This is a genomic window from Bacteroides sp. f07 (genome assembly GCF_042854785.1).
In the GTDB taxonomy this organism is placed as follows: domain Bacteria; phylum Bacteroidota; class Bacteroidia; order Bacteroidales; family Bacteroidaceae; genus Bacteroides.
Genome location: NZ_BAABXI010000001.1, coordinates 1,936,080 through 1,958,129 on the forward strand (window position 1 = coordinate 1,936,080; position 22,050 = coordinate 1,958,129).

At 40.0% G+C, this 22,050-nt stretch carries 23 protein-coding genes and 2 tRNA genes; 12 read left to right on the forward strand and 13 right to left on the reverse strand.

The window, feature by feature from the left end:
- Nucleotides 1-97 precede the first annotated feature (97 nt).
- The gene (locus ACGHVY_RS07715) at nt 98-601 is read right to left on the reverse strand and encodes a thioredoxin family protein (protein WP_390598212.1); all 504 of its coding nucleotides are present in this window, start codon (nt 599-601) and stop codon (nt 98-100) included.
- Nucleotides 602-867: 266 nt separating this feature from the next.
- Between ACGHVY_RS07715 and serB the strand changes: the two genes are divergently transcribed.
- Both serB and ACGHVY_RS07725 read left to right on the forward strand, forming a co-directional pair.
- Nucleotides 868-2,097: a phosphoserine phosphatase SerB gene (gene serB, locus ACGHVY_RS07720; protein WP_390598214.1), complete on the forward strand. Its 1,230-nt coding sequence runs from the start codon at nt 868-870 to the stop codon at nt 2,095-2,097.
- Nucleotides 2,098-2,142: 45 nt separating this feature from the next.
- Entirely contained in the window at nt 2,143-3,402 is a 1,260-nt protein-coding gene (locus tag ACGHVY_RS07725) for a DEAD/DEAH box helicase (protein WP_308747151.1), read from the forward strand.
- An 11-nt stretch (nt 3,403-3,413) separates the two neighbouring features.
- Here the strand turns inward: ACGHVY_RS07725 and ACGHVY_RS07730 are convergent, their stop codons facing one another.
- From ACGHVY_RS07730 to rfbC, 3 genes are read right to left on the reverse strand one after another with little or no spacing between them, the layout of a single operon-like run.
- Nucleotides 3,414-4,211, reverse strand: coding sequence for a DUF4738 domain-containing protein (locus tag ACGHVY_RS07730; protein WP_390598216.1), 798 nt, complete (start codon nt 4,209-4,211; stop codon nt 3,414-3,416).
- 35 nt (nt 4,212-4,246) lie between these two features.
- Nucleotides 4,247-5,560 carry a UDP-glucose/GDP-mannose dehydrogenase family protein gene (locus ACGHVY_RS07735; protein WP_308747149.1) on the reverse strand — a complete coding sequence of 438 codons (1,314 nt, stop codon included), beginning with the start codon at nt 5,558-5,560 and terminating at the stop codon, nt 4,247-4,249.
- A 25-nt stretch (nt 5,561-5,585) separates the two neighbouring features.
- Complete coding sequence (rfbC, locus tag ACGHVY_RS07740) at nt 5,586-6,134, reverse strand: dTDP-4-dehydrorhamnose 3,5-epimerase (protein ID WP_308747148.1); 549 nt, start codon at nt 6,132-6,134, stop codon at nt 5,586-5,588.
- 90 nt (nt 6,135-6,224) lie between these two features.
- Here rfbC and ACGHVY_RS07745 point away from each other — a divergent pair, with 90 nt between their 5' ends.
- From ACGHVY_RS07745 to ACGHVY_RS07760, 4 genes are all read left to right on the forward strand, one after another.
- On the forward strand, nt 6,225-7,307 hold the full coding sequence (locus tag ACGHVY_RS07745) for an SPOR domain-containing protein (protein ID WP_390598218.1): 1,083 nt from the start codon (nt 6,225-6,227) through the stop codon (nt 7,305-7,307).
- A 17-nt stretch (nt 7,308-7,324) separates the two neighbouring features.
- Nucleotides 7,325-7,852, forward strand: coding sequence for an FHA domain-containing protein (locus ACGHVY_RS07750; protein ID WP_308747146.1), 528 nt, complete (start codon nt 7,325-7,327; stop codon nt 7,850-7,852).
- Between the two features lie 85 nt (nt 7,853-7,937).
- Entirely contained in the window at nt 7,938-8,162 is a 225-nt protein-coding gene (locus ACGHVY_RS07755; protein ID WP_308747145.1) for a DUF3791 domain-containing protein, read from the forward strand.
- Nucleotides 8,159-8,827 carry a DUF3990 domain-containing protein gene (locus ACGHVY_RS07760; RefSeq protein WP_390598220.1) on the forward strand — a complete coding sequence of 223 codons (669 nt, stop codon included), beginning with the start codon at nt 8,159-8,161 and terminating at the stop codon, nt 8,825-8,827. Before ACGHVY_RS07755 ends, ACGHVY_RS07760 begins: the two co-directional genes overlap by 4 nt.
- Here ACGHVY_RS07760 and ACGHVY_RS07765 read toward each other — a convergent pair.
- Nucleotides 8,715-10,154: a tagaturonate reductase gene (locus tag ACGHVY_RS07765; RefSeq protein WP_390598222.1), complete on the reverse strand. Its 1,440-nt coding sequence runs from the start codon at nt 10,152-10,154 to the stop codon at nt 8,715-8,717. The genes ACGHVY_RS07760 and ACGHVY_RS07765 overlap by 113 nt on opposite strands.
- Nucleotides 10,155-10,180: 26 nt before the next feature.
- On the reverse strand, nt 10,181-11,248 hold the full coding sequence (locus ACGHVY_RS07770) for a substrate-binding domain-containing protein (RefSeq protein ID WP_308747142.1): 1,068 nt from the start codon (nt 11,246-11,248) through the stop codon (nt 10,181-10,183).
- 198 nt (nt 11,249-11,446) lie between these two features.
- Here ACGHVY_RS07770 and uxaC point away from each other — a divergent pair, with 198 nt between their 5' ends.
- Nucleotides 11,447-12,853 carry a glucuronate isomerase gene (gene uxaC / locus ACGHVY_RS07775; RefSeq protein ID WP_308747141.1) on the forward strand — a complete coding sequence of 469 codons (1,407 nt, stop codon included), beginning with the start codon at nt 11,447-11,449 and terminating at the stop codon, nt 12,851-12,853.
- A 345-nt stretch (nt 12,854-13,198) separates the two neighbouring features.
- Here uxaC and ACGHVY_RS07780 read toward each other — a convergent pair.
- The 4 genes from ACGHVY_RS07780 to ACGHVY_RS07795 form a co-directional block, all read right to left on the reverse strand.
- A tRNA-Lys gene (locus ACGHVY_RS07780) sits at nt 13,199-13,271 on the reverse strand.
- Nucleotides 13,272-13,304: 33 nt separating this feature from the next.
- Nucleotides 13,305-13,377 (reverse strand) — tRNA-Lys (locus ACGHVY_RS07785).
- A gap of 89 nt (nt 13,378-13,466) precedes the next feature.
- Nucleotides 13,467-14,270, reverse strand: coding sequence for an MBL fold metallo-hydrolase (locus ACGHVY_RS07790; protein WP_390598224.1), 804 nt, complete (start codon nt 14,268-14,270; stop codon nt 13,467-13,469).
- An 82-nt stretch (nt 14,271-14,352) separates the two neighbouring features.
- Entirely contained in the window at nt 14,353-15,741 is a 1,389-nt protein-coding gene (locus ACGHVY_RS07795; RefSeq protein WP_390598225.1) for a peptide MFS transporter, read from the reverse strand.
- A gap of 99 nt (nt 15,742-15,840) precedes the next feature.
- On the opposite strand from ACGHVY_RS07795, the gene ACGHVY_RS07800 reads away from it, so the two are divergent.
- Nucleotides 15,841-16,263 (forward strand): BT0820 family HAD-type phosphatase, encoded by a 423-nt coding sequence (locus ACGHVY_RS07800; RefSeq protein WP_390598226.1) that lies wholly within the window; start codon nt 15,841-15,843, stop codon nt 16,261-16,263.
- A 212-nt stretch (nt 16,264-16,475) separates the two neighbouring features.
- Here the strand turns inward: ACGHVY_RS07800 and ACGHVY_RS07805 are convergent, their stop codons facing one another.
- Nucleotides 16,476-16,724 carry a DUF6965 family protein gene (locus ACGHVY_RS07805; protein ID WP_308746891.1) on the reverse strand — a complete coding sequence of 83 codons (249 nt, stop codon included), beginning with the start codon at nt 16,722-16,724 and terminating at the stop codon, nt 16,476-16,478.
- A 169-nt stretch (nt 16,725-16,893) separates the two neighbouring features.
- On the opposite strand from ACGHVY_RS07805, the gene ACGHVY_RS07810 reads away from it, so the two are divergent.
- The 3 genes from ACGHVY_RS07810 (at nt 16,894) to ACGHVY_RS07820 (ending at nt 18,545) form a co-directional block, all read left to right on the forward strand.
- Nucleotides 16,894-17,343 carry a DoxX family protein gene (locus tag ACGHVY_RS07810; RefSeq protein ID WP_308746890.1) on the forward strand — a complete coding sequence of 150 codons (450 nt, stop codon included), beginning with the start codon at nt 16,894-16,896 and terminating at the stop codon, nt 17,341-17,343.
- 96 nt (nt 17,344-17,439) lie between these two features.
- A complete protein-coding gene (locus ACGHVY_RS07815; RefSeq protein ID WP_308746889.1) occupies nt 17,440-17,991 on the forward strand; it encodes a DUF3332 domain-containing protein in 552 nt (183 codons plus the stop codon).
- A 101-nt stretch (nt 17,992-18,092) separates the two neighbouring features.
- Nucleotides 18,093-18,545: a hypothetical protein gene (locus ACGHVY_RS07820; protein ID WP_390598229.1), complete on the forward strand. Its 453-nt coding sequence runs from the start codon at nt 18,093-18,095 to the stop codon at nt 18,543-18,545.
- On the opposite strand, the gene ACGHVY_RS07825 is transcribed toward ACGHVY_RS07820, so the two are convergent.
- Nucleotides 18,499-20,808 (reverse strand): BamA/TamA family outer membrane protein, encoded by a 2,310-nt coding sequence (locus ACGHVY_RS07825; protein ID WP_390598231.1) that lies wholly within the window; start codon nt 20,806-20,808, stop codon nt 18,499-18,501. The two genes, ACGHVY_RS07820 and ACGHVY_RS07825, sit on opposite strands and share 47 nt — an antisense overlap.
- Nucleotides 20,809-20,951: 143 nt before the next feature.
- On the opposite strand from ACGHVY_RS07825, the gene ACGHVY_RS07830 reads away from it, so the two are divergent.
- Nucleotides 20,952-21,719 (forward strand): RNA methyltransferase, encoded by a 768-nt coding sequence (locus ACGHVY_RS07830; protein WP_308746886.1) that lies wholly within the window; start codon nt 20,952-20,954, stop codon nt 21,717-21,719.
- Here ACGHVY_RS07830 and ACGHVY_RS07835 read toward each other — a convergent pair.
- Nucleotides 21,670-22,047 (reverse strand): hypothetical protein, encoded by a 378-nt coding sequence (locus tag ACGHVY_RS07835; protein WP_390598233.1) that lies wholly within the window; start codon nt 22,045-22,047, stop codon nt 21,670-21,672. The two genes, ACGHVY_RS07830 and ACGHVY_RS07835, sit on opposite strands and share 50 nt — an antisense overlap.
- Nucleotides 22,048-22,050 lie beyond the last annotated feature (3 nt).

Genomic DNA, 22,050 nt, shown 5'->3' on the forward strand with positions numbered 1-22,050 from the left:
TTGTTGTATCCATTTCCTCTTTTGTCTATTCTCCATGATTATTCACCCAGTGGTATAATCTAGAAAATTCCTCTTTCTCCTTACATTCCCAAGATTGTCAGCCAATCTTTTCCAGATAAGCAGAAAGATCTGCAGCAGAGATGTTTTTGGCTATAATTACACCATTTCCATCCAATAAATAGTTAGTGAAACCCCGGTTCAAACGGTATTTCTTAAATAACCCGGAGTCCTCGCCTTCTGTTTCCACGAAACAAGTGGGCGTAACTATTTGATCCTTACGAACGGTCTCCTTAAAAATTGACTGATATTCGTCAAATGAAATAGAAACCATTTCCACATTATGAGAAGAACGAAGCGCATTGCTCAAACTTACGTTTTGCATCCGGGATTGCGCGTCATAACTTGCCCAAAAACTCAACAACACATATCGCCCTTTCAAATTTCGCAACTTAAAGGTCGGTTGCTCTTCCGATGTAGATTCGATTTTAAAATCCGGGGCTACATCACCCTCACTCAAACCTCCGGTAGGTTTGTCTTTCTCAACGAAAGCGGTCAAGGAACAAATCAGTAATACAACAAAAATCCACTTTACATACTTCATGTAATTCGGTTTTAGTTAATACTATCCGGGACTGTCCTTAAACAGTGGTTTCTTCCCGAAACGTTGTCTTTTCAGGCATCAGGCGAAGAGGAATCCGCTGATTATCAGAGCCTTTATTTTTGAAACCGGTTGCAAAGGTAAGTAATTATTAAATTAACTTCCAAGCAAATAAGCAAAAATCTCACTTTTGGAGTATAACTTTTTATGTTATTTAGCATAAAAACGAACTTTTTTCTCTACTTTTGCAGGATAAAAGTCTATTTCATATGCAACCATCAAATACTGAATTGATTCTGATTCGAGTTACCGGTGAAGATCGCCCGGGACTGACCTCTTCTGTGACTGAAATACTAGCCAAATATGATGCTACCATCCTTGACATCGGTCAGGCAGATATTCATAATACATTGTCATTAGGTATTCTTTTTAAGAGTGAAGAAAGACATTCCGGTTTCATTATGAAGGAATTGTTGTTCAAAGCTTCTTCGCTGGGAGTCACCATCCGGTTTGAGCCGATTACTACAGAAAAATATGAAAATTGGGTAGGCATGCAGGGAAAGAACCGTTATATCCTGACTGTACTTGGCCGCAAACTTTCCGCACGTCAAATATCGGCGGCAACCAGCGTACTGGCAGAACAAGGCATGAATATCGACGCAATCAAACGTCTGACAGGCCGTATTCCTTTGGACGAATGCACTACAGATGCACGTACACGTGCCTGCATTGAATTCTCAGTGAGAGGTACTCCCAAAGACCGCATTGCCATGCAGGAAAGCCTGATGAAGTTGGCCAGCGAACTGGAAATGGACTTTTCTTTCCAACTGGATAATATGTACCGCCGCATGCGCCGTCTGATCTGTTTCGATATGGACTCTACATTGATCGAGACTGAAGTTATCGACGAATTGGCTATCCGTGCCGGTGTCGGCGACGAAGTGAAAGCTATCACAGAAAGTGCCATGCGTGGCGAAATAGACTTTACAGAGAGCTTTACCCGTCGTGTAGCCCTACTGAAAGGATTAGACGAATCCGTTATGCAAGAGATAGCTGAAAGCCTGCCTATCACAGAAGGAGTAGACAGGCTGATGTACGTACTGAAAAAATATGGTTACAAAATTGCCATTCTTTCCGGCGGATTCACTTATTTCGGGCAGCATCTTCAAAAGAAGTATGGTATAGATTACGTATATGCCAACGAACTGGAAATTATAGATGGAAAGCTGACCGGACGCTACTTGGGAGATGTTGTAGATGGCAAACGGAAAGCAGAACTGCTACGATTGATTGCACAAGTGGAAAAGGTCGACATTGCACAAACCATCGCTGTAGGTGATGGAGCCAATGACCTTCCGATGCTGGGGATTGCCGGACTGGGAATCGCTTTCCATGCAAAACCCAAGGTAGTGGCAAACGCCAAACAATCCATCAATACGATCGGGCTTGACGGAGTGCTCTATTTCCTTGGATTCAAAGATTCTTATTTGAATATGTAATTAGAGCGAAAAATAAATTATCTTTGCTGACAAATTAATAAAAGAATGAAGTTTTCCGAATTACAATTAAACGCAAATGTGCTTGAGGCGCTTGATGCCATGCGATTTGACGAGTGCACACCTATTCAGGAACAAGCAATCCCAATCATACTTGAAGGGAAAGATTTGATAGCAGTGGCACAAACGGGTACAGGCAAAACGGCAGCCTTCCTGCTTCCTATTTTAAATAAACTATCTGAAGGAAAACATCCTGAGGATGCTATCAATTGTGTCATTATGTCCCCTACCCGGGAATTGGCCCAGCAGATAGACCAGCAGATGGAAGGTTTTTCCTATTTTATGCCCGCATCGAGTGTTGCCGTATATGGCGGAAATGACGGCATCCTGTTTGAACAGCAGAAAAAAGGACTCACATTGGGAGCTGATGTTGTTATTGCCACTCCCGGACGCCTTCTCGCCCATTTAAGCCTTGGATATGTAGACCTTTCCAAGGTTTCTTATTTTATTCTGGACGAAGCAGACCGTATGCTCGACATGGGATTCTATGAAGATATTATGCAGATTGTGAAGTATTTGCCGAAAGAGCGACAGACTATCATGTTTTCTGCAACCATGCCTGCCAAAATACAACAACTTGCAAATACAATCCTTAATAATCCGTCAGAAATAAAGTTGGCCGTTTCAAGGCCTGCTGATAAAATTATCCAGGCTGCATATGTTTGCCATGAGAACCAAAAGTTAGGTATTATCCGTAGTCTTTTTATCGATGAAGTACCTGAACGTGTCATTGTCTTCGCATCTTCCAAAATCAAGGTCAAAGAAGTAGCTAAAGCTTTGAAGTCAATGAAGTTGAATGTAGGAGAAATGCATTCTGACCTCGAACAAGTACAACGGGAAGCAGTGATGCACGAGTTTAAAGCCGGTCGGATCAATATACTAGTAGCCACAGACATCGTTGCCCGCGGTATTGATATTGACGATATTCGTCTGGTTATCAACTTTGACGTCCCTCACGACAGCGAAGACTATGTTCATCGCATCGGACGTACGGCACGTGCCAACAACGACGGGGTAGCACTTACATTCATCAACGAAAGAGAACAGAGCAGCTTCAAAAGCATTGAGAATTTCCTGGAGAAAGAAATTTATAAAATTCCCATTCCCGCAGAGTTGGGAGAAGCACCGGAGTACAAGCCACGTTCTTTCAGCAAGAACAAGTATGGCAACAACTTTAAAAGAAAGAATTTCCGGGGAAAGAACAATGGCGGAAAAGGTAATAACCGCCCTTCTCCCAAACAGAGTTAAAACAAAATCCGCTATTTGGTTGAAGTTATAGTAAGTTTTCCTCCGAAGCTTACTTCCATATCTGCAATGCTATAGATTGAACTTTCCGGAATGGCTAAAACAGCTTGATAATGAAAACCATTCCGGTCTACTTTTACAAACTTCGTATCCGATAAAACAGCCTGCATCAGAAAATCTTCAGGAACTACCTGAGCAAACATCTGCTTGTTTATATCACTGGCAAATAAACTCTTCTTGCCCTCATAGACGCAGATATGCATCACATTATCGTAATACACATTATCCATGCTGATCCCGTCTTCGGAATAGGTCGTTTTGATAACCCTCATTTTAGAAGGGTTAATATAGACATAAGCACGATAGCGAGTACCATTATAGCTCACTACACTATCGCGTTGAGTTACTTCAGTATAAGTCGGGATGACTAATTCCCGACGAACAAATGACAGTGAATCATTCGGATCCTCAGATTTATGCAACTTAATTATGTTATCTGTTATGGAATGAAACCAGAATATATGTTCCGCTTGCTTATCAATCTTGTAATAAGTCGTATCATTGCCATACGTATAGAGAGTATCCCGTATAATCTTAAATGCAATCGGGGCACTTTGTGCGTCGGCATAGTAGATAGTATCCCCTTCCACACGCATCAACGGACTCTCAGTCTCATCGTCCAGCCAGATTCCCCGCAACAGCTCCTTAGCATTCGTATCCTCTTTCCCGTGTTCGGAAAAATATGGATTCTTATTGCTGCTACATGCTGCAGAAAAGACCATCATTAACGATATAGCCACATATTTCATCATCTGTCTTAGTTTTGTCTAAAGATACTCTTATTTTTTCATTTACCAATACAATGGTAAACGAATCCGAGCTCTTCCATTTCTTTTTTCTCGTATATATTACGTCCGTCCAGCACCACCTGCTGAGCCATTGTCTTTCTAATAACCGCCCATGAAGGCAAACGGAATTCTTTCCATTCGGTCACCAGCATTAAGGCATCAGCATCAAGCACTGCATCGTACATATCGCAAGCATAACAAATGCTGTCCCCAATCCGACGTTTACATTCCGGCACTGCTGCCGGATCGTATGCACGTACCTGACAACCGGCCTTCAATAATTTGTCAATCAAGACCAACGCCGGAGCCTCACGCATATCGTCTGTTTCCGGTTTAAATGCCAGCCCCCAAAGAGCGATTGTCTTACCTTTCAAATCACCATCAAAATGCTTCATTAGTTTTTCGAACAAGACACTCTTCTGCTGTTCGTTCACTTCTTCCACAGCACTAAGTACCCGCATTGTATATCCATTCTGCTCCGCAGTCTTAATGAGCGCTTTCACATCTTTCGGAAAACAAGAACCGCCATATCCGATTCCCGGATATAAGAATTTACGTCCGATACGTGTATCCGAACCGATTCCGCTACGCACCATATTTACATCGGCCCCAACTATCTCACAAAGATTTGCAATATCATTCATAAAGCTGATGCGGGTTGCCAGCATTGAGTTTGCCGCATATTTAGTCATTTCCGCAGATGGAATATCCATAAAAATCACACGGAAGTTATTCAATAAAAACGGCTTATATAATTTAGACATAAGTTTTTCCGCACGTACCGACTCTACTCCTACCACTACACGGTCCGGACTCATAAAGTCATTGATTGCATTTCCTTCTTTCAAGAATTCCGGATTGGAAGCAACATCAAACTCTATTTTCACTCCTCTCTTATCCAGTTCTTCCTGGATGACTTCACGCACCTTTTTTGCAGTTCCCACCGGAACCGTACTCTTGGTTACCACCAATTTATATTGCTTCATGTTTCGACCGATAGTACGGGCTACTTCCAATACATATTTCAGATCAGCGCTACCATCTTCATCCGGCGGTGTGCCAACAGCACTGAATACAACTTCCACATCGTCCAGACAACTCTCCAATGATGTAGTAAACTTCAATCTCTTTGCTTTCATATTACGGAGCACCATCTCTTCCAATCCATTCTCATAAATTGGGATGACACCTTTCTGCAAAGATTCTATTTTTTCACTATTAGTATCTACACAAGTTACATTCACGCCGATTTCAGCGAAACATGTACCACTTACCAAACCTACATATCCGGTTCCTACAATCGCTATTTTCATACTTACTATATTGTTTGTTTAGAAGTTATTCGAAATATACGGCATCTTTAAAGGCAGTACCCTCCTTATCCTTGGATGACAATAACATCTGCGACTCAGCCAGCGGCCAGTCTATTCCCAATGTTTCATCATTATATATAATAGAAGCTTCTGCCTGTGGAGTATACTTATTATCTACCTTATACATAAAAACAGCTTCTTCGCTTAATACGGCAAAGCCATGTGCAAAACCGCGGGGAATAAAAAACTGTCTCTTATTTTCCTCACTAAGCAATACGCATACATGTTTTCCGAATGTGGGTGATGATTTACGCAAATCAACGGCAACATCCAACACTTCCCCTTTAATGACACGAACCAATTTGGCCTGGCTATATTCACCTTTTTGATAATGCAATCCGCGTAATACGCCAAAAGAAGATTTCGACTCATTATCCTGTATAAAATTTACAGGTCCGATATTGGCTTCAAACTCCTCTTTTTTAAAAGCTTCCATAAAATAGCCACGTTCATCGGAGAATACTTTCGGCTCTATCAGCCACACTCCGTCTATTTCCGTCTGTATATAGTTCATCGTTAATAGTAATAAATAAAACGATGCAAAAGTAGTGAATTTTTCGTAGTTTTCTGGGATATATTCAATTTATCTCTTAATTTTGCAGACATGATTGAATTGGCACAACATATAGAGGTTTTATTACTGGAAAACGACTGTGTTATCGTTCCGGGATTTGGTGGTTTTGTAGCACATTATGCTCCTGCAACTCATGTAAAAGAAGAAAATCTTTTTTTACCTCCTACCCGTACTATCGGCTTTAATCCTCAATTAAAGTTGAACGACGGAGTATTGGTTCAATCCTATATGACAGCCTACGACACGAGTTTTGCTGATGCCAACCGTATTGTAGAAAAGGAAGTGAGCGAATTTATCGAACTTCTTCATGAAGAAGGTAAAGCGCATCTGGAAAATATTGGTGAGATTCATTATAACATTTACGGGAATTATGAGTTCGTTCCTTATGACTTTAAGATAACGACTCCTTCCCTCTATGGTTTGGATTCTTTTGAAATGCACGAACTTTCTACTCTGCAACAAAAAGAAAAGGTACTAGTACCTGCTAACCTGGAAAAAGAGAAAAAAACTTATGAAATTAGCATCAACCGTGCATTTCTTCGTAATGCCGCGGCCATGATTGCCGCTATCGTATTGTTTTTTGCCTTTTCAACTCCGGTAGAGAATACCGATGTTCAAAAGAACAATTATGCACAGTTATTGCCTGGTGAGCTTTTTGAGCAAATCGAAAAGCAATCGGTTGCAGTAACTCCTGTTCCTGTAAAGAACGACATTGCTGTTGCACAACAAACTAAAAAGTCTTCCGCTTCAAGCAAGACTTCATCTACTCCAAAGCTAACAGCGAATAAAGCACAAACATCAAGACCTATTGCTGTAAAAGAGGTAAAAGTTACCAAACAGGAAGCAACCCCTACTTTTACATCAGTTAAGCCACAAACCAATGTGAATCATCCTTACCATATTATAGTAGCAGGCGGAATTAGCCTTAAAGACGCAGAAGCTATGGCAAATCAATTGAACGCAAAAGGATTTGCAGAAGCAAAAGCCCTGAATACTGATGGTAAAGTGCGTGTCAGCATCCGTTCATTCGAAAACCGTGAAGAAGCTACCAAGCAGTTATTGGAGCTTAGAAAAAATGAAAACTACAAGAATGCCTGGTTACTGGCAAAATAAAATCCCCTATAAAAAGCATGAAACGAGTTCTTTGTCCCAAATGCGAGAATTACCTTTATTTTGATGAAACCAAATATAGCGAAGGTCAATCGCTTGTATTTGTTTGCGAACATTGTGGCAAACAGTTCAGTATCCGACTTGGTAAAAGCAAGGTAAAAGCCCTCAGAAAAGAGGAGAATCTGGAAAAGGAAGCCGAAGCACATAAGGAAGAATTCGGATATATCACAGTTATTGAGAACGTATTTGGGTTCAAACAAATACTCCCATTACAAGAAGGTGATAATATCATAGGACGCCGCTGTATAGGAACAAACATCAATACGCCTATTGAAAGTGGAGACATGAGTATGGATCGCCGCCACTGCATCATCAATATAAAACGCAATAAACAAGGAAAACTTGTTTATACATTACGTGATGCTCCCAGCCTGACAGGTACATTTCTGATGAATGAAATTCTCGGGGATAAGGATCGCATCCGCATTGAAGATGGTGCGATTGTGACTATTGGGGCTACAACGTTTATTTTGCACGCTGCTGAATAAATTCTCCTTTTTATTAAAAAACACCTAATACCCTTGCTAATTTATCCATTAATTTGTTTCTTTGTTAGTAAATCGAATAGAAGATATGGGACAAATTAATGATAATAAAATAAAGTATATCAATTACTGCATTGCTACTTTTGCAAAACAGTATGGAATATCTTTATTAGCAGCTTTCAACTATCTCGACCGATATGGCGGCTTAGCTTTTTTAGACGAATGTTATGAAGCAGAACATTTGTTATCAATAGAAGATGCTATAAACGATATAGCTATTATCTGCAAAAACAATGGAGGACAATTAGAATGATTTTATATCATGGAACCAATATAGATATTCAGTCAATAGACTTAGCTCAATGTATGCCATACAAAGATTTTGGGCAAGGCTTTTATTTGACTGATATAGAGCAACAGGCTAAGGAAATGGCTATTCGTAAATCCAAATTTGCTCCCAATACTTCTCCATACATCTTAAAATACGAGTTTGACGAACAACAACTAAGTAATGAGGAACTTCAAGTTAAAATATTCAAAGAAGTTTCTGAAGAATGGGCACAATTCATTGTTGCAAATAGATACAACCCCGACAATAATATTATTCATAATTACGATATAGTTATAGGACCTATAGCGGATGATGGTGTTGCCCTACAAATCGGACTTTTTAAAGATGGGGATATATTAATTTGGCTACATAGACAGAATGAGAAAAATAAAAAATGCAGAAATAGAGAATTTACACTTTTAACAATCATTAATCATCCATTTCAAGTAAGTAAACAAAAAAAGCGTTTTGATAGTTACATTCCCTATCAAAACGCTCCTTATATTTATCTACTTTCGTCTGTTTCCTTATCAATTACAAAATGCCTTTCACAGTCTCCAGCATACCTTTTTCCTGAATTGAATCCAAATCCGCTTTCACGGCCTCTGCCAATCCCGGAATATTATTCAAGTCTTCGCCCCAAATGAATTCTGCACCCAAAACACCTTCAGTAACTTTCTTCGTGCAACCAGTAGCCCAAAGGTCTTTCAGCAAATTCATAATTTCAGGAGCGTCATTCGGTATAATTTCAGCACCGTCTGCACGCACACCGCCCTTATAATAAGTTATGATAGCAGCCAAACCAAGTACTAATCCCTTAGGAAGTTCACCTTTACGTTCCAGATAAGTTTTCAATCCCGGAAGATCACGAGTTTCATATTTCGGGAATGAGTTCAGCATAATGCTTGTAACTGCATGGTCTACAAACGGATTGTTGAAACGTTCCAATACATCATTAGCAAATTTCTCCAATTCATCTTTCGGCAAGTTCAATGTTTCCATCAGTTCATCAAACATCACTTTATGGATATATTTGCCAATCACTTCATGCTGACAAGCATCACGAACGATATTCACACCGGAAAGGTAAGCTACCGGAGAAAGAACCGTATGAGGGCCATTCAACAGAGTAACTTTACGTTCATGGTAAGGAGCTTCCGAAGGAACGAACAATACATTCAAACCTGCCTTGTCAGCCGGGAATTCTTTAGCCACTTCCTGCGGAGCTTCGATTACCCACAGATGGAAAATTTCAGCCTGAACAACCAAGTTATCATCATATTGCAATTTTTCTTTGATAGCAGCAATATCCTTGCGCGGGAATCCCGGAACGATACGGTCTACCAATGTAGCATACACGCCACAAGCTTCTTCAAACCAAGTTTTGAATTCACTGCCCAGATTCCACAAATCAATATACTGATAAATAGTCTCTTTCAGTTTGTGACCATTCAGGAAAATAAGCTCGCAAGGGAAAATAATCAAACCTTTCGTTTTGTCACCATTGAATGTTTTAAAACGGTGATACAGCAATTGAGTCAATTTGCCCGGATAAGAAGAAGCTGGTGCGTCTTCAAGCTTGCAAGTCGGGTCAAAAGCGATACCGGCTTCCGTAGTATTCGAAATAACGAAACGCATTTCCGGTTGCTCTGCCAGCTTCATGAACTCGTCATTTTGAGAATAAGGATTTAATGCACGGCTGATTACATCAATCATTGTCAGACTGTTAACCACTTCTCCTTTATCCAATCCCTGGAGATTGACATGGTAAAGGTCATCCTGTGCATTCAGCATGTCGACCATACCTTTATCAATCGGTTGAACCACTACCACACTACTGTTAAAGTCTGTTTTCTGGTTCATGTTATAAATAATCCAATCTACGAATGCGCGTAAGAAATTACCTTCACCAAATTGGATAATACGCTCCGGACGTTGTGTTTTAGGAGCAGTTTCTTTGTTTAATGCTTTCATGTTAGTTGTAATTTATAAAGTTGATATTATACAAATTCAAAATAAAAATCAATATTCTCTTTAATCAATATGTCGATAGGCATATACTTTACGGAATCGACTGTCTTTTTAAATACTACGTGGTCACACAAGGCTTTCACCCCGCAATATCCTTGCAATCCGGGACGCTGCCCTATCAGATAATGCACATCACCCGATTTCAAAAGATCTACATTTGCTTTCAAAAGGTCATATCCTATCAACCCCTTCATACTACGTCCTGTGTGACGAAGATACTCCCCTAACTGATAGACTCTGGAATTAAAGACAACGCCGAGCACAGCTTTCGGATGCGCTTGAAAGAATTCATCCAATGTCTGCTGATTGTTTTCCTGGTTGGATTTATTGAGCACCACTTCATGAATCGTCAGATTGTTGTACTCTTCAGTTATATAACTCATAAAACCTTTCAAACGGCGTTGCATCTGTATTTCAGCAGGATTATCCTTATTATTGCTCAAAAACAGAACCAGCTCCTGTCCTTCTCCTACCGAATAATTGCGCATCAATATTTTAGCCGCAATATATCCACTTTTATACGAATCCTGTCCGATATATGTCAATGCATCCACCTCTTCCATATTAAAGTCGACAAAAGCATAAGCTATCTTATTCTCTTGTAGATAGGCTGTCAATGACAACGTTTCTTCCCGGAAATTCGGAGCAATCAAAACGGCGTCTACACTACTGTCCTTAATAGCACAACAAGCCTCTCGATAACTTTCCTCATCACCATGATGATAGCACAGATAATTCACACTCACATTGAAAGGACGCAACTCCTGCCGCGCACGTTCAATACCACCCACTACCGAATGCCAATAATCATGTTCTATATAATAAGGAATCAAACAAATGAAAGAATATTTCTTTTTAGCAGCCAATCCGATGGCAAATACGTTCGGTTGATAATGAATCTCATCCAGCACCTTTTGTACTTTAGCTTTACTCTTAGGAGACACGTCGCCGCGATTGTGCAATACCCTGTCAACTGTTCCGGCGGAAACACCGGCCATGCGGGCTATGTCTTTAATGGTATAGTTCTGGTCCTCCATAGTGCTAAAACTTAAATATTATAAATAATCGCTGCAAATATACGAATTATTTTGTTACTCCAAGTAAATTTTCTATTTTTGTGTTCGATAACGGTTAATAAAACTAAAACGAGATTTACACCTATTAGCTTTAAAATCAATACTATATAGGTATAAATACAGAAAGTAATAATTTTATATACTTAAAACACAGTAATAATGAAGAACTTCATGGACGAAAACTTCTTGTTGCAGACAGAAACTGCGCAAAAGTTGTATCACGAGCATGCGGCTAAGATGCCAATCATCGACTATCACTGTCACTTAATCCCACAAATGGTAGCTGACGACTACAAGTTTAAATCACTGACTGAGATCTGGTTGGGTGGTGACCACTACAAATGGCGCGCAATGCGTACCAATGGCGTAGACGAACGTTTCTGTACAGGAAAAGATACCACAGACTGGGAAAAGTTCGAGAAGTGGGCTGAAACCGTCCCTTATACATTCCGTAACCCGTTGTATCACTGGACTCACCTTGAGCTGAAAACAGCATTCGGCATCAATAAGATATTGAATCCGCAAACTGCACGCGAGATTTACGATGAATGTAACGAGAAACTTGCTCTGCCTGAATACTCGGCTCGTGGAATGATGCGCCGCTATCATGTAGAAACCGTTTGTACTACAGACGACCCGATTGATTCATTGGAATACCACATCAAAACACGCGAAAGCGGATTTGAAATCAAAATGTTGCCAACTTGGCGTCCTGATAAGGCTATGGCGGTAGAAGTCCCTGCTGATTTCCGTAGTTATGTAGAAAAGCTGGCAGAAGTTAGCGGTGTCACTATCTCCAATTTTGATGATATGATCGCTGCTTTGCGCAAACGTCACGACTTCTTCGCAGAACAAGGTTGCCGTTTGTCTGACCATGGTATTGAAGAATTCTACGCAGAAGATTACACTGATGCTGAAATCAAGGCCATATTCAATAAGGTATATGGCGGTACAGAATTGACTAAAGAAGAAATTCTGAAATTCAAATCAGCTATGCTCGTGATTTTCGGGGAAATGGATTGGGAAAAAGGGTGGACGCAGCAGTTCCACTATGGCGCTATCCGCAACAACAACACCAAGATGTTCAAATTGCTGGGCGCTGACACCGGATTCGACTCTATCGGTGAATTTACTACAGCCAAAGCAATGGCTAAATTCCTTGATCGCCTGAACACCAATGGTAAATTGACTAAAACAATCCTCTATAACCTGAACCCATGCGCAAACGAAGTGATTGCAACTATGTTGGGCAACTTCCAGGATGGTTCTATCCCGGGAAAAATTCAGTTTGGTTCCGGATGGTGGTTCCTCGATCAAAAGGATGGTATGGAAAAACAAATGAACGCCTTGTCTGTACTTGGTCTTCTAAGCCGTTTCGTAGGTATGCTGACAGACTCTCGTTCCTTCTTATCCTACCCGCGTCATGAATATTTCCGCCGTACATTATGCAACTTGGTAGGACGCGACGTAGAGAACGGAGAAATCCCAGCATCTGAAATGAAACGCGTAAACCAAATGATTGAAGATATCAGCTACAACAATGCTAAGAACTTCTTCAAGTTCTAACGGATAGTAGTTACACTATAAAAAATACCGCTACCAAAGTCGAATATGCTTTGAGTAGCGGTATTTTTTATGTTCTACTATTACCTTTCATCCCATTCCACAACCCAGGGTTTATCTTATGCATTAACAGTAGATTCACAACACGAACCACAACGCTGACAAATCCCCAAAGCAATGTTTCATTCAGCGTATAATATCTTTGACCTGAATAAATACCCAAATACAATATGGTAAACATAATACCAACGTAACAATAACAGGTATGTACTTTCTACTGCCCCCTTTTTTTATTATCATTCAAGTATTGATATACAAAAAAAGAGGCAATTAATTACCTCTTTTTTGTACACCCTCAGGGACTCGAACCCTGGACCCACTGATTAAGAGTCAGTTGCTCTACCAACTGAGCTAAGAGTGCAACATTAAATTTACGCTGCAACTTTGGAATTTGTACACCCTCAGGGATTCGAACCCTGGACCCACTGATTAAGAGTCAGTTGCTCTACCAACTGAGCTAAGAGTGCTTATTTCCTCGTTTGCGGTTGCAAAAGTAGGTCTTTTATTTTATTTGACCAAACAATAATGCAGCTTTTTTACTATATTTTTTTCAATTTTATTCGAACACATAAAGCTCGGAAGGCGTATTTCGCTTTAAAGCAAGCAGTTGCACATCTTTGCCAACAATAACCCCTTTGTTCTTTAATTTCCACTCTACAGTTTTAAAAGCCAATTCCGGATGATTATTGTCTTTACTCAAATGGCATAACCAAATATACCGCAAGTGCTCAGTAATATTTTCCGCTAGAAACTCAGCAGTGTCCGAATTACTCATGTGCCCGGTCTTACTTGTGATTCGTTCTTTCAAATATTGCGGATAAGGTCCCATTTGGAGCATTTCTTCATCATAGTTAGCTTCCAGAATCAGATAATGTGCTTTGCTTATATAATGAGCTGCCGTAGGGGTAATCTCCCCAAGGTCCGTCAAGAAAGAAAATATTTTGCCGTCTATCTCAATACAATATCCCACATTATCCGTACCATCATGCGGAACTTCGAAAGATTCGATACGGAAATCCTCTAAAATCATAGGTTCTTGTTTTTCTAGATAATGAACCGATGAACTGAGCTTCTCCGTCATGCAATAACTGCGGTTGATTCCTGCGTGAATACGTGCCGTTGTATAAACCGGGATATTCAATTTCTCACCCAAATGGCCTACAGCTTTGATATGGTCTGCATGGTCATGCGTAATAAATACGGCACGGATACTATCCATCAAGATATTAAAATCCTTCAGTGTTTTTTTTATAGCACGAATACCGATTCCAGCATCAATCAGTATTCCATAGGTCTCAGTGCCCAGATAATAACAGTTCCCGCTACTGCCACTCGCCAAGCTTATAAATTTTACTTTCATGTTTTACCTTCTTTATTAAAATGCAAAATGCCGTCAACTTTTACAGCAAAGTGACGGCAAATATACGTAAAAAAGAAGAGATTTACTGATAAGACTTCTTCTTTTTGTCGATGGATTCGGTGATTTTCGCAAATAATAGCAACGCTACGGCAGCAATCAGACCAATCGCAGCAAAGTAATACCATATATAATGGGCATTTCCGCTTGCAGCTTCCCATGCCGCACGTGTCTCAAACAAAGCCGGATCCGGACAATATTTAGTCAGCAAAATTCCCGCCAGTCCGAAACCGAAGATAGAAGAAAGAAAAGAATGTAAATGACTGAATCCTAAATACATTCCTTCTTCTCCTTTAGGAGCCTGCAAAGAGAAATATTCCAAATAACGCGGTGAAATGAAACACTCGGCAAGTGCCTGCACTACAATGCCTGCAACCATCATCAACGTAATATTACTTATTCCGGAAAACAGATCACTGCCGAGCAAGTTTCCACACGCCATCAGTAAGGCCGAAACAGGAATCAAAAACATCCCCACATTCATTGAAGTGATAGCACTGCGTTTTGCCATCAGGCGTGTGATAAAACTAACACAACATACCACTACAAAAGGATTCACATTGGCAATCCAGCCTGGTTTTGCCGTTTCACCAGCCATACGAATCACATACTTAGGCATCGTAGCATAAAGCTGCTGTTGCACCATCCAGAATCCTGTGACAATCAATATAAGAATCAACAAACGCCAGTTTGTTACAATCCTCATAAATCCCTGTCCTATTTCGCGAAGGCTTTTTCCTTCTCCCGCCGTATGGGTCGATTTATATAAAAAAACAACGGCAAGCAAAGCAATGACAGTCATTGTCCCTGAAAAATAGTTAATGTATATATACGCCTGTTCACCAATGACATTCCTCAAAGGATCGACAATCGTCTTACCGGTGAAAGCACCCATATTTACCATCATATAAAAAATGGAATAACCACGGGCACGAGTAGCTTCCGTTGTCTCCTTGGCTACAGAAGCGGAAATTATAGACTTGATGAAAGAACCGCCTACCATAAGAATAAATAAGACAGGCACAATCATCCAACGGGAATAGCTGTCGGGTAAACCATTAAACTGAGTCGTTGCACCATAACTTACCAACCCGGCAGCTTCCAATAAGGTAGGCAAAACTCCCAATCCCAAATATCCGACCGATAATAAGGAAAATGCTATAATCATTGATTTCCGGAAACCGATCTTATCGGCATAAGCACCGGAAAAAATAGGAAGCAGATACAACCCGCCGGAGAAAAGTCCGGAAATCATACTTGCTTCAAAATCATTAAAACCTAAAATAGAAGATAGATAAATAGTGAGAACGATAAAAACAGCATAATACGCCATACGTTCAAACAGTTCGACTGTGTTGCTGACCCAAAAAGCTCTCGTAAAGCCTTTAGCAGCACGCTGAGGGGAATTGTTCATGTATTTATAATTTTTATTAAAATGTTAATTCGGAACAAAGATACGTTTTTTTGGCTTACTGTCCGTATCTTTGTCTAAAATTAGGTATTAAAAAAAACTATGATTATAGCTGTTGATTTTGACGGAACGATTGTAGAGCATCGTTACCCGCGTATTGGTGAAGAAATTCCATTCGCAGTTGATACACTGAAGTTGTTGCAACAAGAAAAGCATCGTTTAATATTATGGAGTGTGCGCGAAGGCTCGCTTCTGGACGAAGCCGTCGAATGGTGCAAAGCCAGAGGCCTAGAGTTTTATGCAGTCAATAAGGATTATCCTGAGGAACAAAAAGACCATCAGGGCTTCTCCCGAAAGTTGAAAGCCGATATGTTCATAGACGACCGGAATCTGGGTGGGCTGCCGGACTGGGGAATTATCTATGAAATGATAAAAGAGAAAAAGACATTCGCAGACATATACAGCCAAAATGGTGAAGAAGAAAAGCCATCTCTGAAAAAGAAGAAAAGATGGTTGCCTTTTTAGGCACTCAAACAAATGTAAATTTTGCCTATATAGATTAAAAATGCGACTAAACAGTCGATTTTTGTGACTATTCGGTGTATATTTGCACACCCTTATTTCTCGTGACCTTATTAAAGACACGAGTATTATATGTTTATTTTGATTATTGTGCACTCTCATCAGGCGTGATGGAGTGCACATTTATTTATGAACAATGGCATCCGCCGTTCATACTACCCTTCCTTATTCTCCCATTTCTCCCGAAACTCCCATAATTGCTCGATAATAGGATAAAACGTTGGATTTTCCCAGTTTCTGTCAATCATTGCGCTCAAAGACTCCAAATACTGTTTACTGTCAATAATTGTAGTGCATTTATTAAGCTGATATTTTTCAGTCGGATAATTTTTCGTTTCAAGCATCTTTTTCGCCCAGTTCAGCAATTCCTGAACAGATTCGTTGTCATAAGTATGTTGTGCCATATCTATTCTATTTATTTTTTCGACAAAGATACAAAGTTTATTTATTCACGAATAAAGTTACTTATTTCTTTTCAATATCACACGACTCTATTTTATAATCATCATAGAACAAATTAAAGATATTTTATGTTTATATAAACAAAGATGAACTTTAAAAACAGAACAACTTATGATTTACAATTTTTTATTTCCCACAAAGCCCAATACAACAAAAGCATCTTTATTGCTGTTGGCAGTCCGGATAATCTTCGGTATATTATTAATGAACCATGGCATACAAAAATGGAGTAGTTTTCAGGAGTTATCGGCAGTCTTTCCCGACCCTTTAGGAATAGGAAGCCCCATATCTCTCGGACTAGCTATTTTTGGCGAACTGGTGTGTTCAATGGCATTCATCGTCGGATTCCTATACCGATTGGCAATGATTCCGATGATTTTTACAATGATTGTAGCTTTCTTTATAATTCATGCAAATGATGTATTTGCAGTTAAAGAGATGGCTCTCATTTATTTAGTCGTGTTTATAATCATGTACATCGCCGGTCCCGGTAAGTTTTCAATCGACCATATTATCGGGAACGAATTGCAGCGACGAAAATCTAAATCATATAAAAAGTAGGAATAATAACCTTGATTAATTTAAAAACATTATATTTGCATACATTTAAAAGAGAATATACAAACATTTTTTATTAATCAAAAAAAACATTTTGACATGAAAAGAGGGAAACTGTCTTTAGTCGCAGTAGTACTTAGCGGCAGCCTATTATTCAGTTCTTGTGTAGGTTCATTCGGTTTATTCAATCGCTTGTCTTCCTGGAACCAGTCTGTTGGAAACAAATTCGTGAATGAACTTGTATTTCTGGCTTTCAACATCATTCCGGTTTACGGTGTAGCTTATCTGGCTGATGCTTTAGTAATCAACTCTATTGAATTTTGGAGCGGCTCCAATCCGATGGCTAACGTAGGTGACGTGAAGAAAGTAAAAGGAGAAAACGGCAACTACATGGTGAAAACACTTGAGAATGGTTATTCTATCACTAAAGAAGGTGAAACTGCTTCGATGGATCTGATTTACAACAGAGAAGCCAATACCTGGAATGTTGTAGCAAACGGCGAAAGCACAGAACTGGTAAAAATGAACAATGACGGCACGGCTGATTTGTTCTTGCCAAACGGTGAAAAAATGAATGTTACACTGGATGCCCAAGGTATGATGGCAGCCCGTCAGGCAACAACAAGCAACCTTATGTTTGCCGCCCGTTAATAATTAATTCAAGAAAACAATAGTCAAGGAGATGAAACCTATCCAGATGAGTTTCATCTCCTTTTTCATTATCATTCCTGACTATAAATATATTTTACACTATGAATAAGCTACGTCTATTTATACTTTCATCCTTATTCTTCACATGCCTGTCATGCCGGCAACAAACCCCGCAAACCCAGATAGAGCAGGCAGCAATCGATTTTTGTGAAGCTTTTTATAACCTCAACTATCCGCTTGCCGAAGAATATAGCACGCCTTCTTCCCTATCCTATCTCAGTTTTCTGGCATCTAATGTCCGGCAAACTCACTTGAATCAATTAAAAACACAAGGAGCAGCCAAAGCCTCAGTCATCTCAAGTGAGATAGACGCCAACTCTGAAAGAGCAACGATTGTCTGCCAAATAAAAAATGCATATATCATAAATCCGATTAATGGAGAAATGAAACAGATAAGCGCCTTGAAAGATACGCTCGAATTAATAAGGAAATATAATAAATGGCTGGTCAGAAAGGATATCCCACTGCGAAATGGAAAGCAAAATCGCGACTAAACTTAGGATGGACAATAGGGAAATGCTCTTTTCTAGTTTTAAAAGCCGGATTAACCGCCTTCATACCCCCGTCAAAACGAAGGATAAAGAAATCCAAATCAAGCCGCAGTCCTAGTCCGTAGGCTACTGCTATCTGTTTATAGAACTTATCAAATTCGAAAACGCCCCCCGGCTGATTCGCATAACTCCTGATAGTCCAAATATTACCCGCATCAACAAATACCGCTCCCTGAAACTTCCAGAACAATTTACTCCGATATTCAATACTGGCATCCAGCTTGATATCTCCGGATTGATCCAACAGGTTCCCATTTCCAGCAAAAGAGCCCGGTCCCAAATCACGTACCGACCAGCCGCGGACACTATTAGCTCCGCCTGAAAAATATTGTTTCTCAAACGGGATCGTTTTCGCATTTCCGTAAGGAACTGCCACTCCTATACCTGCATGAAACGCAAATGAATTACGATAATCAATTCTTATATTTTTAGCAAAATCGAATTCTCCCTTGAGGTATTGGGCATAAGGAATACCCAGAATGGCATACTCGCCATTAGCATTCTTCCGGATGCCTGTCGCTTTTGACAAAGCATACATTACATTTCCGGCAGATTCAAAATTAAAACGGATAGAATATGAGTTGGCAGCGATTGTATTATTTACGATAGATCCGCCTACACTATTATAATTATAGCTATATCCCATATTTATAATCAACCGGTCCTGATAATTATACTGAAAAACCTGATTTTGTCCTTTATTAATATAATCCTCTCTGAATTTGTCGGAAATACGCGGCAAATAGAGGAAACCGATATTAATCAAATCGATACGATGTTGTATTCTCTGACGTTGAGTCCACTTGTAGCTCCAGTTAGCGGAAGCCATCGTACGCAGAAATTCAGGTCGCAACTGATAATTATACTGTAATCCGAACTCCGTAGTGGCCCGTATCTTCCGCTTAAAATCCGAAGAAAGAAAAGGGAACAGGAAATTGGGAAAATTGATACTCGTCTCTACTCCATATTCCGTATAGTTATTATTTGAATAACCCGCCTGAAGTCCGGAAATCACTTCATAAGCACCGCGGAATTTTATCATAAAAGTCTCCGACCCCCGAAAAAGATTCCGGTTCTGAAAAGAGACGGAAGCCGCTGCGCCCAAGTCACCGGCAGAATTTGTCCCCTCTACCTCGAAAGCCACGGATTTATGCTTACTTTTAGTCAGCATCACATAGCAGTCAAGCTTTGTCGAATCTCCTATCTGAGTCTCAACAAAACGGATAGTAGTATATTTCAATGCAGACAAACGTCCGAAACTGGAATACGTCTGCTGTACATCCCGTTCATTATACAAATCTCCAGGACCGAAACGAAGATTATCCGTAAGCACTTTGGGCCGCAGATAAAGTCTGTCTTTATAATAAATCGGATATCCTTTATAATGTACAGAGTCATTGACCTCCACACTGCTCATTGCAGAAGACTGCAACACATCATAATCCGTAATGAAATTAATTTTGTTAATCCAATACTGCTGATGCGCCTTTGCGGAATCACCCGCATGAACTTTATACGGCTGCAAATGTTGAGTTAAATCTACATTATAAGTATTACGAACCGTATCAGCGATATAGCCAATATAATCCTTATTAAATTTATAATAACCGTTCCGCAACAATCTGTCCGTGATACGCTGTCTGTCTGCATCCAATACATTGACATCAAAATACATCCCCTCTTTCAGCAAGCTCCTGGCAGAATCCCGTTTTAGGATACCGGCTATTTTAGGATCGGTTATATCATATTTAATAGACCGGACAATATATGGTTTTCCTGCCGTCACGTCATAATACAGTTTTATCTTTTTCTTCTTTATCTTCACCGAACGTTTCACCGTCGCTGCCATATACCCCATATTATGCACAGCTTTTGTAATTTCTTCCTCAGAACGTTGCGCTTCTTCCTCACTGTATATCACAGGAGCATCTCCTATTCTTCTCAGAAATTTGTTCCCCCATTTGGTAGAATCACGTCCCGAAAGGTTGTAGACATAAAGCTGTGTCTTTATCAGACTAAACCACTTGGCATTAGGATTCTGACGAACATACATACGTAAAGAAGAAGGGCGGATATTTTTCTGGTCCGTACGAATCTTGACTTCATCCAACAGATAAGAACCTTCCGGCACAAACTTGGTGGCAGTGCACGAAGCAAGTGACAGGACAGCAGCGGAAGCAATCAAAAAAAGAAAATTTCTCCTCATACGGTTGTTTACATCGATAGCATAAAAATGCGATTACAAAGATAAATTATATTTTCCGATGGGGAAAATAAATTAAGAAAAAGAGAGAAAAGTGAGGATAGATTGGAAATATCTTTATAGCTTTGCAAAAGAATATCAAATTTATGGCATCACTAAGTAAAAACAAAATAAAATATATCCACTCGCTGGAACAGAAGAAAATACGAAAGGAAGAACGGGTTTTTCTTGCTGAAGGCCCCAAACTGACAGGTGATTTACTTGAACATTTTCCTTGTCGTTTTTTGGCTGCCACTTCATTATGGCTTCAAAAACATCCGGATATTCATGCAAATGAAATCGTAGAAGTTTCTCAGGAAGATCTTTCCCGAGCCAGTCTGCTGAAAACTCCCCAGCAGGTACTTGCCGTTTTTGAACAACCCCAATATACTCTTGACCCGGAAGTTGCGCGCCACTCTCTTTGTCTGGCATTGGACGATGTTCAGGACCCGGGGAATTTAGGCACTATTGTCCGGTTGGCTGATTGGTTCGGCATCGAGCATATCATTTGCTCACAGAATACGGTAGACGTATATAACCCCAAAACAGTGCAAGCCACGATGGGCGGAATCGCACGGGTAAAGGTACATTATACTTCTCTTACTGATTTTATACGTTCACTTGGAGATGATATTCCTGTATTCGGCACTTTTCTGGATGGAGAGAATATGTACAAGCAACCATTATCCGCTACCGGACTGATTGTGATGGGAAACGAAGGTAACGGTATAGGAAAAGAAGTGGAAACGTTAATCAACCGGAAACTTTATATTCCCAACTACCCGCAAGGCCAGGAAACGTCCGAATCACTCAATGTAGCTATCGCTACCGCAGTAATCTGTGCCGAGTTCCGTCGACAGGCTGCATGGAAGTAAAATCAAAAGGATAAAACAAATAAGGCCATAAGGCTTCTCCTTTCTTTTCCATTTCACGAAGATACCTATTAAAATTATTCAGGTACAGATTACACTGATTACACGGTTTAAATGAGAAAACCGTATAATCCGCGTAATCCGTACCTGCAAGCTTATATTGATTTGCAGAAAGCAACACAATAACTCCCGGCATCCACTCCACAGACTCTATTTCTTCAGTCAATGAGAATATACTCCGAACAGTTCCTTCGTCATTTATCTCCACCACCTGTTGTTTCACAAATCCGACATCAGGTATCAGTAAATAATGAGATGCAAATCGTTTCATAAT

Coding starts and splice junctions, on each gene's coding strand:
- ACGHVY_RS07715 (WP_390598212.1), bottom strand. CDS start 601: ATGAAGTATGTAAAGTGGATTTTTGTTGTATTACTGATTTGTTCCTTG.
- serB (WP_390598214.1), top strand. CDS start 868: ATGCAACCATCAAATACTGAATTGATTCTGATTCGAGTTACCGGTGAA.
- ACGHVY_RS07725 (WP_308747151.1), top strand. CDS start 2,143: ATGAAGTTTTCCGAATTACAATTAAACGCAAATGTGCTTGAGGCGCTT.
- ACGHVY_RS07730 (WP_390598216.1), bottom strand. CDS start 4,211: ATGATGAAATATGTGGCTATATCGTTAATGATGGTCTTTTCTGCAGCA.
- ACGHVY_RS07735 (WP_308747149.1), bottom strand. CDS start 5,560: ATGAAAATAGCGATTGTAGGAACCGGATATGTAGGTTTGGTAAGTGGT.
- rfbC (WP_308747148.1), bottom strand. CDS start 6,134: ATGAACTATATACAGACGGAAATAGACGGAGTGTGGCTGATAGAGCCG.
- ACGHVY_RS07745 (WP_390598218.1), top strand. CDS start 6,225: ATGATTGAATTGGCACAACATATAGAGGTTTTATTACTGGAAAACGAC.
- ACGHVY_RS07750 (WP_308747146.1), top strand. CDS start 7,325: ATGAAACGAGTTCTTTGTCCCAAATGCGAGAATTACCTTTATTTTGAT.
- ACGHVY_RS07755 (WP_308747145.1), top strand. CDS start 7,938: ATGGGACAAATTAATGATAATAAAATAAAGTATATCAATTACTGCATT.
- ACGHVY_RS07760 (WP_390598220.1), top strand. CDS start 8,159: ATGATTTTATATCATGGAACCAATATAGATATTCAGTCAATAGACTTA.
- ACGHVY_RS07765 (WP_390598222.1), bottom strand. CDS start 10,154: ATGAAAGCATTAAACAAAGAAACTGCTCCTAAAACACAACGTCCGGAG.
- ACGHVY_RS07770 (WP_308747142.1), bottom strand. CDS start 11,248: ATGGAGGACCAGAACTATACCATTAAAGACATAGCCCGCATGGCCGGT.
- uxaC (WP_308747141.1), top strand. CDS start 11,447: ATGAAGAACTTCATGGACGAAAACTTCTTGTTGCAGACAGAAACTGCG.
- ACGHVY_RS07790 (WP_390598224.1), bottom strand. CDS start 14,270: ATGAAAGTAAAATTTATAAGCTTGGCGAGTGGCAGTAGCGGGAACTGT.
- ACGHVY_RS07795 (WP_390598225.1), bottom strand. CDS start 15,741: ATGAACAATTCCCCTCAGCGTGCTGCTAAAGGCTTTACGAGAGCTTTT.
- ACGHVY_RS07800 (WP_390598226.1), top strand. CDS start 15,841: ATGATTATAGCTGTTGATTTTGACGGAACGATTGTAGAGCATCGTTAC.
- ACGHVY_RS07805 (WP_308746891.1), bottom strand. CDS start 16,724: ATGGCACAACATACTTATGACAACGAATCTGTTCAGGAATTGCTGAAC.
- ACGHVY_RS07810 (WP_308746890.1), top strand. CDS start 16,894: ATGATTTACAATTTTTTATTTCCCACAAAGCCCAATACAACAAAAGCA.
- ACGHVY_RS07815 (WP_308746889.1), top strand. CDS start 17,440: ATGAAAAGAGGGAAACTGTCTTTAGTCGCAGTAGTACTTAGCGGCAGC.
- ACGHVY_RS07820 (WP_390598229.1), top strand. CDS start 18,093: ATGAATAAGCTACGTCTATTTATACTTTCATCCTTATTCTTCACATGC.
- ACGHVY_RS07825 (WP_390598231.1), bottom strand. CDS start 20,808: ATGAGGAGAAATTTTCTTTTTTTGATTGCTTCCGCTGCTGTCCTGTCA.
- ACGHVY_RS07830 (WP_308746886.1), top strand. CDS start 20,952: ATGGCATCACTAAGTAAAAACAAAATAAAATATATCCACTCGCTGGAA.
- ACGHVY_RS07835 (WP_390598233.1), bottom strand. CDS start 22,047: ATGAAACGATTTGCATCTCATTATTTACTGATACCTGATGTCGGATTT.